10 protein-coding genes are annotated in these 12,833 nt (G+C 61.4%); 9 read left to right on the forward strand and 1 reads right to left on the reverse strand.

All coding sequences use genetic code 11. The features are described from left to right. Window positions 1-41: 41 nt before the first annotated feature. From ACRANW_RS09465 to ACRANW_RS09485, 5 genes are all read left to right on the forward strand, one after another. A complete protein-coding gene (locus ACRANW_RS09465) occupies window positions 42-1,427 on the forward strand; it encodes a TIGR03013 family XrtA/PEP-CTERM system glycosyltransferase (protein ID WP_479431553.1) in 1,386 nt (461 codons plus the stop codon). Next, window positions 1,424-3,541: an XrtA/PEP-CTERM system histidine kinase PrsK gene (gene prsK / locus ACRANW_RS09470; protein ID WP_479431554.1), complete on the forward strand. Its 2,118-nt coding sequence runs from the start codon at window positions 1,424-1,426 to the stop codon at window positions 3,539-3,541. The genes ACRANW_RS09465 and prsK overlap by 4 nt, the downstream gene beginning before the upstream one ends. Continuing rightward, on the forward strand, window positions 3,541-4,905 hold the full coding sequence (prsR, locus tag ACRANW_RS09475) for a PEP-CTERM-box response regulator transcription factor (RefSeq protein WP_479431555.1): 1,365 nt from the start codon (window positions 3,541-3,543) through the stop codon (window positions 4,903-4,905). The genes prsK and prsR overlap by 1 nt, the downstream gene beginning before the upstream one ends. Window positions 4,906-5,035: 130 nt before the next feature. Then, on the forward strand, window positions 5,036-6,370 hold the full coding sequence (locus ACRANW_RS09480; protein ID WP_479431556.1) for a tetratricopeptide repeat protein: 1,335 nt from the start codon (window positions 5,036-5,038) through the stop codon (window positions 6,368-6,370). A gap of 50 nt (window positions 6,371-6,420) precedes the next feature. Next, window positions 6,421-7,398 carry a bile acid:sodium symporter family protein gene (locus ACRANW_RS09485; protein WP_479431557.1) on the forward strand — a complete coding sequence of 326 codons (978 nt, stop codon included), beginning with the start codon at window positions 6,421-6,423 and terminating at the stop codon, window positions 7,396-7,398. Here ACRANW_RS09485 and panB read toward each other — a convergent pair. After that, entirely contained in the window at window positions 7,395-8,267 is an 873-nt protein-coding gene (gene panB, locus ACRANW_RS09490; RefSeq protein ID WP_479431558.1) for a 3-methyl-2-oxobutanoate hydroxymethyltransferase, read from the reverse strand. The genes ACRANW_RS09485 and panB overlap by 4 nt on opposite strands. A 138-nt stretch (window positions 8,268-8,405) precedes the next feature. Here panB and ACRANW_RS09495 point away from each other — a divergent pair, with 138 nt between their 5' ends. The 4 genes from ACRANW_RS09495 (at window position 8,406) to ACRANW_RS09510 (ending at window position 12,809) form a co-directional block, all read left to right on the forward strand. Continuing rightward, window positions 8,406-9,977, forward strand: coding sequence for an amino acid permease (locus tag ACRANW_RS09495; RefSeq protein WP_479431559.1), 1,572 nt, complete (start codon window positions 8,406-8,408; stop codon window positions 9,975-9,977). 110 nt (window positions 9,978-10,087) lie between these two features. After that, window positions 10,088-10,885 (forward strand): recA-like protein, encoded by a 798-nt coding sequence (locus ACRANW_RS09500; protein WP_479431560.1) that lies wholly within the window; start codon window positions 10,088-10,090, stop codon window positions 10,883-10,885. Continuing rightward, window positions 10,791-12,404, forward strand: a complete 1,614-nt coding sequence (locus tag ACRANW_RS09505; RefSeq protein ID WP_479431561.1) for a DUF6504 family protein — start codon at window positions 10,791-10,793, stop codon at window positions 12,402-12,404. The genes ACRANW_RS09500 and ACRANW_RS09505 overlap by 95 nt, the downstream gene beginning before the upstream one ends. 72 nt (window positions 12,405-12,476) lie before the next feature. Continuing rightward, on the forward strand, window positions 12,477-12,809 hold the full coding sequence (locus tag ACRANW_RS09510; RefSeq protein WP_479431562.1) for a PilZ domain-containing protein: 333 nt from the start codon (window positions 12,477-12,479) through the stop codon (window positions 12,807-12,809). Window positions 12,810-12,833 lie beyond the last annotated feature (24 nt).

A 12,833-nucleotide genomic window follows, 5' to 3' on the forward strand; every position in this document is an offset into this window, starting at 1 on the left:
CGTAGTTCGGCGGATCAAGAAGGTTAACCGGACCGCAAACCATGATCCGCCTGTTCAAGCATTACATCCCCCATGCCGTACTTTTGCTCGGCCTGCTTGACCTTGGCTTGCTGGTGCTGGCCAGCGAGGTCGCATGGCAATGGCGCGCGCATCAGATTGGTATGAACCCCGGCGATTTCAGCGGCCGCGGCGTTGCACTGGTCGGGACGGCGTTGGTGATCTGGTTGGCGATGATCGCTGTGGGGGTTTACGGCCCCTATGCGCTGCGAAGCTTGCGTTTCGCCGGAGCGCGCGTGCTTGTGGCGATCAGTCTGGGCATCATTGCATTGGCGGTGGTCGACTTTCTCTTTCCGAACGACATGTTTTGGCGCTCAACCCTGCTTTACACCATGGGGCTGGCGATCGTCGTGCTTGTGGCAGACCGCCTGCTGCTCAATTCCTTCCTCGGCTCTTCTGCATTCCGCCGCCGGGTGATGGTGCTGGGTGCAGGCGACCGGGCCCAGCGGCTGCGCGAGTTGGGTGACAAGCCCGAGACCGGCTTTGCGATTGTGGCCTACATCGCCATGAGCGAGGACCAGCGCCAAGTTGAAGAGGCAATCCCGCGGGCCGCGATCCACGATCTCGGAAGGTTCGTCGAAAACCTCGGTGTGTCCGAAGTTGTGCTGGCGTTGCAAGAGCGGCGCAATGCGTTGCCATTGAAGGACCTGCTGCGGATCAAGACCAAGGGCGTGCACGTCAATGATTTTTCGAGCTTTATCGAGCGGGAGACCGGCCGGGTCGATCTCGATACGATCAATCCCAGCTGGCTGATCTTCTCCGATGGCTTTTCAAGTTCGCGCATGTTCTCGAGCGCAGTGAAGCGCATTTTCGATATCACGGCGAGCGTGATCCTTCTGGCGCTAACATTACCGCTGATTGTACTGTTTGCGGGCCTGGTGAAGCTTGATAGCAAAGGGCCGGCGTTCTTCCGCCAAAAGCGTGTGGGTCTGTACGGAGAAACATTCACGCTCATTAAGCTGCGCTCCATGCGCACCGATGCCGAAAAGGACGGGGCCAAATGGGCCGAAAAAAATGATCCGCGGATCACGCGGTTGGGCCACTTCATCCGCAAGGTGCGGTTGGACGAACTTCCGCAGACATGGAGTGTGCTCAAGGGCGAAATGAGCTTTGTGGGACCGCGCCCGGAAGTCCCGTCCTTTGTCGAAAGCCTAGAAGAAGAGATCCCCTTTTACGGTGAACGCCACATGGTCAAACCCGGTATCACCGGGTGGGCGCAGATCAATTTTCCCTATGGCGCGTCGGTCGAAGATAGCCGCTGTAAGCTCGAATATGACCTGTATTATGCCAAAAACTACACCCCGTTTCTTGATTTTGTGATCCTGCTCCAGACCCTGCGCGTGATCCTTTGGCCGGAGGGTGCGCGATGATCTGGCTCAGCGGAATTGTGCATCTGGCAAGCTTCCTGGCTTGGGTGGCGGGCGCCGTGCTGAGTGCAGGTGCAGTGGTATGGATGTGGCAGCATGGTGAGCGCACGCGGCCCGATCGGACGGCACTCATGATCGCAGCGGGGCTCAGCGCCATCTGGTGCGCAATGGCGGCCGGACTCGGGGCACAGCACAGCGCAGTCGCGATGGCTGCAATGTTGCGCAATCTTGCGCTTATCGCGACGATCCTGTGCCTTTTTTCCGCTGACGGCCGCACGGCTAGCCTCAAGCCGATCCGTCCGGTGATCATTGCGCTGGTGCTTGTGCAGATGCTCCAGATGATGGTCCTGTTTGTCGAGATTCGCGTCGCGGACATCCAGGATACAGTGCTTGAGGTGCGTGCTCTGATCGACATGATGGTGGCGATTGGCGCGCTGATGTTGCTGCACAATCTTTATGCGGGCGCTGCAAATGCGCTGCGTCCGGTCTTGCGCTGGACGGGCATAGGGCTTGCCGGGATTTTTGCCTACGACCTCAATCTGCACACGCTGACTTGTTTGATCGGCAGCTCTGCCGGCGCACTTGGAGATCTGCGGGGACTTTTTGCCGGGATTATGACGGCAATCTTCGCGCTGGGTATGAATGCACCCGGACCACGCGTTCAATTCAGCCCGTCACGCGCGGTCGCCTTTCGAACCTTATCACTGCTATTGATCGGCAGTTATCTGGTCGGAATGGTGGTAGTGACCAAATCACTCGCGCTGCTAGGCGGTGAGATGGCTCGCGCAAGCCAATCGGTCTTCTTGGTTATTGCCGTGATCGGCGCTGCACTGGCGTTACCTTCACCGCGTTTGCGGGGCTGGCTCCGCGTTAGCGCAACGAAGCATCTGTTCCAGCATCGCTATGATTACCGGCAGGAGTGGCTGCGCTTCACACGCACCATCGGGCTCAGTGGCGCAGGCAATGCCAGCCTTGAGGAACGCGCGGTCAAGGCGCTTGCCGATATTACCGAAAGCCCCGCCGGTCTGCTGCTTATGCCTAGCGAAGACGCGCAATTGGAGCTTAGGGCTCGCTGGAACTGGCCAACCATGACGGTGCCTGCGGCAGGTGGCGCATTTGGGCTTTCAAACCTGCTTGAACAGCACAATCTTGTGCTCTCCCTTGATGAGGTGCGCAGCGGGGTCGATCACTATGGCGAGGCGGCCCATGTGCCGCCATGGCTCAAGGAAGCTGAGGACGCCTGGGCATTAGTGCCGTTGATCCATTTTGACCGGCTGGTGGGTGTCATTCTGCTGGCCCGCCCGCGCAGTCCGCGCCAGCTTGATTGGGAGGACTTCGATCTCCTGCGCGTCGCCGGACAGCAGCTCGCAAGCTACCTGGCTGAACAAGCGGGGCAGCAGGCATTGATGGATGCAAGCCGGTTTGACGAATTCAACCGCCGTATGGCCTTCGTGATGCACGACATCAAAAATCTTGTGAGCCAGCTGTCTTTACTGGCGAGCAATGCCGAGAGACACGCCGACAACCCAGCGTTTCGCGCCGATATGTTGGTGACGTTGCGCAATTCCGCTGACAAGCTTTCAGCGCTTTTGACGCGGCTCGGTCGCTATGGCGCGGGGCACGTCAACGCGCCTAATCCCATTGATCTGGTCGATGTGGCGCGCAGCATCGCTGATCGCTTCAAGGGCGGGCATCCCGTGGCGCTCACCCGCGAGGTCCCGGTCCGAGTGATGGGCGATCGCGAGGCATTGGAACAGGCGTTGATCCACCTTGTCCAAAACGCGATTGATGCCAGCGAAGCGACAATGCCGGTCTTTCTGGACGTTACGTCGGAGGGTTTGCATGGTGCCATCGATGTCGTTGATGCTGGCATTGGCATGAGCCCGGCCTTCGTTCGCACGGGCCTTTTCAAGCCTTTCATTTCGTCAAAGGCAGGCGGGTTCGGCATCGGTGCCTTTGAGGCACGGGAATTGGTCAAGGCCATGGGCGGACGGATCGCTGTGGAGAGCCGGGAAGGATTGGGCACGCGCTTTTCGGTGGCCCTGCCCTTGGCCAACGCCGTGCAGCTTTTGGGTGCGCAAGGCGCTAACGATATGACGGCGCAGGAGGTCGCGTAATGGCCGACAGGAAACCCGTTCTGCTGGTGATCGAAGATGATCCGGGCCTGCAAGCGCAGCTCAAATGGGCTTACGATGATTTTGAGGTCGTGATCGCGGGCGACCGGGACAGTGCGATGGCGGCGCTGCGATCTGACGTGCCGGGTGTGGTGACGCTTGATCTTGGCTTGCCGCCCGATCCCGATGGCACGACCGAAGGTTTTGCCGTGCTTGACGCAATTATGGCGTTGAAACCCGATACCAAGGTGATTGTTGCGAGTGGTCACGGTGCCCGTGAAAGCGCGCTCGCCGCCATCGCGCGCGGCGCTTACGATTTTTACCAGAAGCCAATCGATATCGACGCGCTTGGCCTCATTGTGCGGCGAGCTTTCAATCTGCGCGCTATCGAAGAGGAAAATCGGCGCCTCGTCGCTTCCAGCAGTGCCGATAAAACCGTGCTCGGCAGATTGATCACTGGCGCGCCGGAAATGGTCAAAGTCGCTCGGACGATTGAGCGGGTCGCAAAGACCAGCGTGTCGGTCATGCTGCTCGGTGCGAGCGGTACAGGCAAGGAATTGCTCGCAAAGGGCTTGCACGACGCCAGCGATCGGGCTGATGGGCCATTTGTGGCGATCAACTGTGCTGCGATCCCGGAAACTCTGCTCGAAAGCGAGTTGTTCGGGCACGAAAAGGGCGCGTTCACCGGAGCTGTCAAAACTACGGAGGGCAAGATCGAAAGTGCTAACGGCGGCACGTTGTTCTTGGACGAAGTGGGTGACATACCGCTGCCGCTTCAGGTCAAGCTGCTGAGGTTTCTGCAGGAACGCACGATCGAGCGGGTCGGCGGTCGCCGGGCGATCGCGGTCAATACCCGGATCGTTTGTGCAACCCATCAAAATCTGGAAAGCATGATCACGTCCGGCAGTTTCCGCGAAGATCTTTTTTATCGCCTTGCCGAAATCGTCGTACGGATTCCAGGGCTTGCCGAGCGGCATGGCGATCCTGTGCTGCTGGCCAAGGCATTCCTCAAACGCTTTTCTGCCGAAATGAATCCTTCCGTATCCGGCTTTGCTGCCGATGCCTTGGCGGCAATCGATGCACACGAATGGCCAGGCAATGTGCGCGAGCTGGAAAACCGGGTGAAACGCGCCGTCATCATGGCGGATGGCAAGCTCGTGAACGCGGACGATCTTGATCTGGAGATGGGAGAAGATCAGGATTCCGATGTACTCAATCTCAAATCCGCGCGTGAGGCGGCCGATCGCCGGGTAATCCGTCACGCCCTGTCTCGCAGCGAAGGCAACATCTCCAGTACCGCCAAGCTGCTCGGTATCAGCCGTCCGACCTTGTACGATTTGCTCAAGCAATATGACCTTCAGGCATGATGCAACCGCCTGTTTGTGCGCTATGCTTTTGTCATTGGCGGGCTGTTCTGGTGGTGACGATGCGGCGCACGACGGGGCCGACTCCCCCCCATCTGGATTGGCTCGACTGATCAATGACGCTGATAATGCAATGGCGGCCGGCCAATCGGCCGATGTGCAACGGTTGCTGGACGAGGCGGCCCGCATCGCGCCCGGCGATCCGGCTGTATGGGTTGCCATTTCTCGAATGCGCCTTCGCAGCGGAGAAAATCTAACAGCCCTGGAGGCTGCTGATCGTGCACTGGCACTTGGTCCAGATCATCCCCCAGCATTGTTGCTGCGGGCGCTCATGGTGCGCGATGCACATGGATATGCTGCAGCTTTGCCGTGGTTCCGCGCCACACTGACGGCCGATCCGTTCTATGTCGACGCATGGGCGGAATATGCTGCAACACTCGGCGACGGCGGCGAAGCGGGTACCATGCTGGAGGCGGTCCGCAGGCTTGCTGAAATCGCGCCGGATGATCCCCGTGTGCCGTATTTGCAAGCGGTTCTCGCAGCGCGCGGCGGCGAGTACCCGCTCGCACGCAGTCTATTGTCGCGTAGTGGCATGACAGATCGCGGTATGTCGGCGGCGTTGCAACTAGATTCGATCATCAGCCTGGCCGAGGGAAATGCCGACAGCGCGGCTGTGATCCTCGAACATCTTTGCGCGCGCCAACCGGCCAATGCCCGGCTGCGAGAACTGCTAGCCAAGGCACTGTTTGATGCAGGGCGGGTCGACGAACTTGCGTCCCGATTTGGCCTTGATGCAAACCGCCCGGAAGCATCGCCTTATCTCATGATGTTGGTGGCGCGTGCTCATGAACAGCGCGGCGATAGGGCAAGCGCGGCGCCTTTGCTGCAACGAGCGATGCAGGGCACGCGTCACAATCCAAGAGTGCTGGCGCTGCGTGAAGGCTTGCCGCTGCCGACGACGGCTCTTCGTGCAGCTGGGCTTGCTGACAATTGGGGCAAGGCGAGCAAAGATGCCAAAATGTTGTCAGCACGTTTCCCGGATTGCGCCGATGTCGCGGTGCTGGCAGGCGATGCCGCGCTGGGTGCAGGTGACCTGCAAGATGCTTTGTCCGCGTATGCAATGACCGTAAGGGTCAAGCGGCCTTGGCCGCTGACGCGCAAAATGGTTCTCGCTTATTCGAAGGCTGGCGAGATTGATGCATCCGATGCGCTGTTAGCCCAACACGCAGCGGGCGAGCGTAACAACGCAAACGCCGTGATCTCGCTCGCCGAGCGGTTGAGCCAACGCGGCAACTGGGCGCGCGCGGCGCCTTTGCTCGACCATGCCATAGCGATGGGCGCGGGGCATGATCCGGTCTTGCTTGGCCTGCGATTGCGCGCAGCACAGGCAATGGGACGGGAAGGCGAGTCACGCCGCTTTGCCGCTCTATTGGCAGAGATACGCCCACGCACGCTAGCGCAGCGTTAGGCGCGCTGCCCCTCGACAAGCGTTATGCAGCAGGGCAGGGCGCGCGCCTAATGTCCAAACCTGCGTCTCGCCTGCCATTCCTGACCGACCCCATGATTGCCGTGCTGGTGCTCGCAACGGGTCTTGCAACTGTACTTCCCGCAACGGGAGGCGCGCGTACCGTTGCGACCATTGCCTCCAATGCCGGCATCTTTCTTTTGTTTTTGGTGAACGGGATGCGCATCCGCCGTGCGGAGATCGTGCGAGGCCTTGCCAATTGGCGGTATTTCGGGCCGTTGCTGCTGTTTGTGTTCGGCGCAATGGCGCTTGGTGGGCTTGGATTTGCCAGTCTTGCGCAGAATGTCCTGCCGCCGATAGTGGCTTTGGGCTTTGTCTATCTGGGCTGTCTGCCATCAACCGTGCAGTCATCCACCAGCTACACGAGCCTAGCCGGAGGCAACGTGGGTCTGGCAATCGTCGGCGCGGCGGTCATCAACATCCTTGGCGTCTTCATCAGTGCGCCGCTGTTTGCGCTGTTGGGTGGTGGCGCGGCTGGAGAGATCGGCAGCGAAGCTGTTGTTCGCATCGGTCTTATTCTGGTGCTGCCCTTCGTGATCGGACAGATCGTGCAGGGCCGAGTGATCGAGCGGATCGCGGCCCATCGCGCAAAGATCGCCTGGCTTGATAGAGCGGTGATCGGAATTGCGGTCTATGTCGCTTTCTCGGGCGCGGTCGAGCAAGGTTTGGGCGCGATGTTTTCGCTGGGCAATTGGGCGGCGCTGATCGTGCTGGTGTTGGCAATGTTGGGGGTGGCGCTCGCAGGTGCCTGGACGAGCGCAGGTCTGCTTGGCCTGCCACGTGCAGATAAAATCGCTTTCCTGTTTGTCGGATCGCAAAAAAGCGTCGTCATTGGCGCGCCGCTTGCCGCGATCCTGTTTCCTCTGGAAAGCGCCGGATTCGTGATCGCGCCGCTGCTGCTTTATCACTTGGCCCAATTGGTGCTGGCTGCCCCGCTCGCCGCGCGCCTTGCCAAGACGGCCGAAGCTTAGGCTTTAGGCTGGTAGGTCTGTTCTGCGCTCGGGAAACTGCGATCGCGCACTTCCTCGGCATAGCGGGCGACGGTGCGGTCGATCACACCTGCGATATCTTCATAACGCTTCACAAAGCGCGGAACGCGCTCAAACATTCCGAGCATATCGTCTGTGACCAGCACCTGCCCGTCACATTGGGCTGACGCGCCAATGCCGATCGTTGGGCAGCTGACGCCATGTGTTGCGGCAATAGCAATGGGTTCGACCACGCCTTCGATCACGATCGCAAAGGCACCTGCATCATCCAGCGCCTTGGCATCGGACACAATTTTGTCCGCTTCAGCATCCGAGCGCCCGCGTGCGCCATAGCCACCGAGCACGTTGACGGCCTGCGGTGTAAGACCGACATGGCCCATAACCGGGATCCCGCGGCTATTGAGGAACGCGACCGTCGGCGCCATGGCTGCGCCGCCTTCAAGCTTCACGGCCGCCGCGCCGGTCTGTTTCATCAGAAACGCCGCGCTCTGGAAAGCCTGTTCGGGCGAAGCCTCGTAGGACCCGAAAGGCATGTCGACCACCACGACCGAATGATACGATCCTCGCACCACGGCGGCGCCGTGATTGGCCATCATTTCCAATGTCACCGGTACGGTTGAGGGCAGTCCGTAAATCACCTGCCCGAGGGAATCGCCCACAAGCAGCAAATCGCAGTGGCTGTCGAGAATCTGCGCCTGACGCGCAGTGTAGGCGGTCAGCATCACCAGCGGCTGCGCCGTCACACCGTCTTTTTTGCGCGCGCGGATTGCAGGCACCGTTAGGCGCCGCATCGGCTGCGGGGTGGGGTTTGCACGGCTGGTGCCGGTGTCGAGCTGGAAGGTTGTGGACATGGGCACGCGTTCTAGCGGGTGCGCGCTTCGGGGGAAAGCCTGTGCTTTGCCGCTTGTTTTGCGAGCGTGTTGCGCTAGCGTTATGCCCTGATGGTCGCGCAGGGGATCTGCCTGCGATCAAGGGGAGTCCTATTTCAGATGTTTCTCGACAGAGTAAAACCGCTCGACGCGATCCTTGCAGCGGCGGAAAAGAAATCACTCAAGCGCTCCCTTGGCGCTGTGCAGCTCATGCTGTTTGGTATCGGCTGCATTATTGGGACCGGTATTTTCGTGCTGACTTCAGCCGGAGCGCAGAAGGCTGGGCCAGGTCTGATGCTGGCCTTTGCGATTGCGGGTCTGATCTGCATTGTTGCAGCGCTCTGCTATGCCGAGATTTCTTCGACGATCCCGGTTTCGGGATCGGCTTACACCTATACCTATGCCACGATGGGCGAATTTCTCGCCTGGACGGTCGGGTGGGCGTTGGTGCTTGAATATGCCATTGCAGCAAGTGCGGTGTCGGTGGGCTGGTCAGGCTATTTCGTCGGTACAATCCTCAATGAGACTTTTGGTGTAAGTCTTCCAGCGGCGTTATCGGGCGGACCGTTGGCGTTTGGCGGCGTTGAAGGCGGTATCATCAACCTTCCAGCATTGATAATCGCCTTGCTCGTCACATGGCTGCTGATGATCGGGACGAGCGAAAGCGCTAAGGTGAATGCTGTCCTCGTCGTCATCAAGGTGACCGCGCTGACCGTGTTCATTGTGCTGACGTTGCCCGAAATCGATTCCGCCAACTTTAACCCGTTCCTTCCTGCTGGGGTTTTTGGCAGCTTGGGGTCGGGCGTCGGCGCGGTTGGCGCAGCGGCAACGATCTTTTTCGCTTACGTGGGCTTCGATGCCGTCTCGACCGCTGCCGAAGAGACCAAGAATCCTCAGCGCAACGTGCCAATCGGATTGGTCGGATCGCTCCTGTTTTGCACGGTGTTCTACATTTTGGTGGCCGCTGGCGCGATCGGGACCATCGGCGGTCAGCCGATCATGGGCCCGGGCGGCGTCCCATTCCCGGCCGGTTCGGAAGAACTTGCCCGCCAGTGCGCCATGCCGGCCTATTCGGCGGCGTTGGTGTGTTCGGATGAGGCGCTGGCCCACGTGCTGCGCCAGATAGGCTATTCGAGCATCGGCAATGCGCTGGGCTATGCCGCCTTCATCGCGCTGCCTTCGGTCATTCTGGTGCTGCTCTATGCCCAGACGCGGATCTTCTTCGTGATGAGCCGTGACGGCCTGCTTCCCGAAGTGCTGAGCACGGTGCACCCCAAGTGGCAGACGCCCCACATTGTGACAGCGATGACCGGCGTGGTTGTGGCAGTGGCTGCGGCGTTCCTGCCAGTGGGTAAGCTGGCGGATATTGCCAATGCCGGTACGCTTTACGCCTTTGCGCTGGTCGCCTTGGCGGTGATGGTGCTGCGCCGGACGCGGCCCGATGTGAAGCGTCCTTTCAGGGTCGCTGGCCTGATGATCATCGCTCCGGCGGCAATCGCAGGCTGTCTGTTCCTGTTCGTCAATCTGCCGACCGAAGCAATGATCGTTCTGCCGGTGTGGACCCTGATCGGCGTGGCGATCTACGCCTTTTACGGACGCGGCCGCAGTCATCTGGGGCGCGGGGTTGTGGAAGTGGTGGATGATGTTCTCGGTAACGAGACGATTATTCCGATCGACAAACCCAAATCCTGATCGCCCGCTTTCGCGGACATGTGGAGGGGCGCCCCGCAGCGGGCGCCCCTTTTTTATTGTCTGGCAGCAGTGATTGCTAAACCGGATATCTTGGAACATAATGCGAACAAATGAGTCGTTCTCCTATGTCATCCAAACCGTCACCCGCCCGTGTTCTGCCTGCTCACCTCGCTGAAACGCGCTGGCGACCGGGCCTGTCTGCGCAACCGTTTCATTCGGAAATCTTCGCTCCGGCAGGAGAGGCGAGCGGGGCGGGGCTGGCGCTGGCGCTGGCGCGTGACGCCCTGGTGTCAAAGGGTCCGTCATCGGATGCAGACTCGGCGCAGGACACTCGGCAGCTGCTGTGGGTGCAGGATCGTAAGGCGATGCAACTGGGGGGGCGGCCCTGCCTTGCTGGACTTCCGCTCGAATGGCGTCACCGAGTGATCCATGTTTCAGCCGCCACGCCCGAAGACGCGCTGTTTGCGCTGGAGGAAGGCCTGAAGTGCCGTGATCTTGCCTGCGTGATCGGGGAGATCGTGGGCAATCCGCGCGCGCTGTCATTCACCGCCTCACGCCGTCTCAGCCTGATGGCGGAACGCCACGGGGTGCGACTGTGGCTGGTGCGGCTTGATGCTCAGCCTGACCTGTCTTCGGCCCGGATGCGCTGGCAGGCACGCGCCGCGCCGTCGCCACCACCGCGCTGGAATGCGGCCGCCCCCGGCACCGCCAGCTGGCATGCTGAATTGTTTCGTGCACGTGCCCATGCGCCGGGCGAATGGATGTTGAGCGATGATACCGAAACCCTGCGCTTCCACACCGAGCCGAGCGCCCTTGAATCCGACACCGACTTCGCCGCCGCGCCGGATTTTATCCGTCTGGCTCGCCCGACTGTCGGTCGATCGCTGGCAGCGCGGGCACGCGCCTGACGCGCCTGAACTTTCTGCGCCCACTGCGCTAATTCTTGAAACCGCGCATGGTCCTCGGATCACCGCTGCCAATGATGCGGGGTTGGCGTCAGGGGCGCGGGCTGGAATGCTGCTGGCGGACGCGCGGGCGCTGTGTCCCGAGCTTGTCGCCGTACCGGGCGATCCTGCCGGCGACCTGGCGAGCCTCGAAAAACTTGCCCTGTGGGCACAGCGTTGGGGGCCGTGGAGCGCGCTTGACCCACCCGATGGTCTGCTGATCGATGTCACCGGCGTCGCTCACCTTTACGGCGGCGAAGAGGCGCTGTTGGGCGATGTTGCGCGGGCTTTTACGCACCGCGGGCTAACGGCACGCGCTGCGCTTGCGCCAACGGCAGGTGCGGCCTGGGCGCTCGCGCATTTCGGGTCACACCCTGCAAGACCGGGTGCGATCCTTGCGCCGGGCGATAATCCGCTGCGGATGCTGGGCGATCTGCCGGTGGCCGCGCTGCGGCTCGACGATGATGTGCTGACGGTGCTGCGGCGTCTGGGGATCAAGCGTCTGGGCGAACTGGCCGGGGTCAGCGGCATGGGTGACGATCCCACTGCAGAGGCTGCCGCCCGCGATTCGCTGCGCCGCCGCTTCCGTAACCACCGTTCGCCCGCAGCCAACCCGCTGCTGCGCCTTGACCAACTGCTCGGCCGCGTGCCCGAGCCATTGCTGCCGGTGATCGCGCAGGTGATGCCGATGGTGCAGCGTCGCTTGATGGAGCCCCTGCGGCATCGCGATTTGCTTGACCGGGTGGTGGAAGACCTTGCCGCCGATATGGTGCGCACGCTCGAAGCGCGCGGCGAAGGTGCACGGCGGCTCGAACTGGCGCTGTGGCGGGTCGATGGCGAGGTGTTGCAACGCCGCGTCGAACTCGCAGCGGCCACCCGCGAGGCGGGGCATATCACCCGCCTGTTCGCCGCGCGGCTTGATGATATCGAAGCCGGATTCGGGATTGAAGCAGTGCAACTGCGCGCCAGCTGGAGCGAGCCGCTTGAGATCGCGCAGGCCGATCTTGATGCGGCGGCCGAACATCACGGCACCGCGTTGGCCGCCTGCATCGACCGCCTGACCGTGCGCTTGGGGGCCAAGGCCGTCACCCGCCCGGTGCTGCGTGCCAGCCACATTCCCGAACGCGCGCAGGGCTGGCAGCCGCCGATGGAGCTGGTGCCACCTGCCCAAGGCGCGCTCGCCTTCCACACCCGCCCGCTAAAGCTGCTTGACCGGGCAGAACCTATCGCGGTGCTCTATGCCTCGCCCGATGGCGTGCCGCAGCGGTTCCGCTGGCGGGGGAGCGTGCGTGAGGTGGCGCGGGTGGAAGGGCCGGAGCGCATCGCACCCGAATGGTGGCGCGAACGCTCCACCACGCGTCTGCGCGATTACTACCGCATCGAGGACGAGGCCGGACGGCGTTACTGGATCTACCGCCAGGGGATCGCAGGCGACGGGCGCGGCGGCGTGCCTGACTGGTTCCTGCAAGGGCTTTATGCCTGACCGGGATTATATCTATCCCGTTTCCCCGGCACGGTTAGCTTTCCTTTACAGATTTGTGCGAGGTCTGCAGTCATGAACATGCACTCCATCTCGCGCGCGTCCGAACGCCGGGCGATGAGTCTCACCGTGAAAAGCCTCGTGCGCTCACGCGTGGTGTTTGTCGACCTGATCGACATTTCCGAAGGGGGCTGCAAGATCAAGGCTAAAGCCGGATTTGCCGAGGTAGGCGACCGGGTAACGATGAAGGTGAACGGGATCAACGCGCCGCTGGGCTTGATTGCCTGGGTCGAAGGGCCGACCGCCGGTGTCGCCTTTGAAGGCGCGATGCACCCAGCCGTGATCGACTTTTTGTGCAATCAGCAAGACGAACGCGATAGCGGGCCGAGGCTGCGCCGCATCGGCTAACCTTGCGCTGGCATTGGCTTGCAA

The organism is Erythrobacter sp. 'gip.4 top 5', from assembly GCF_056495765.1.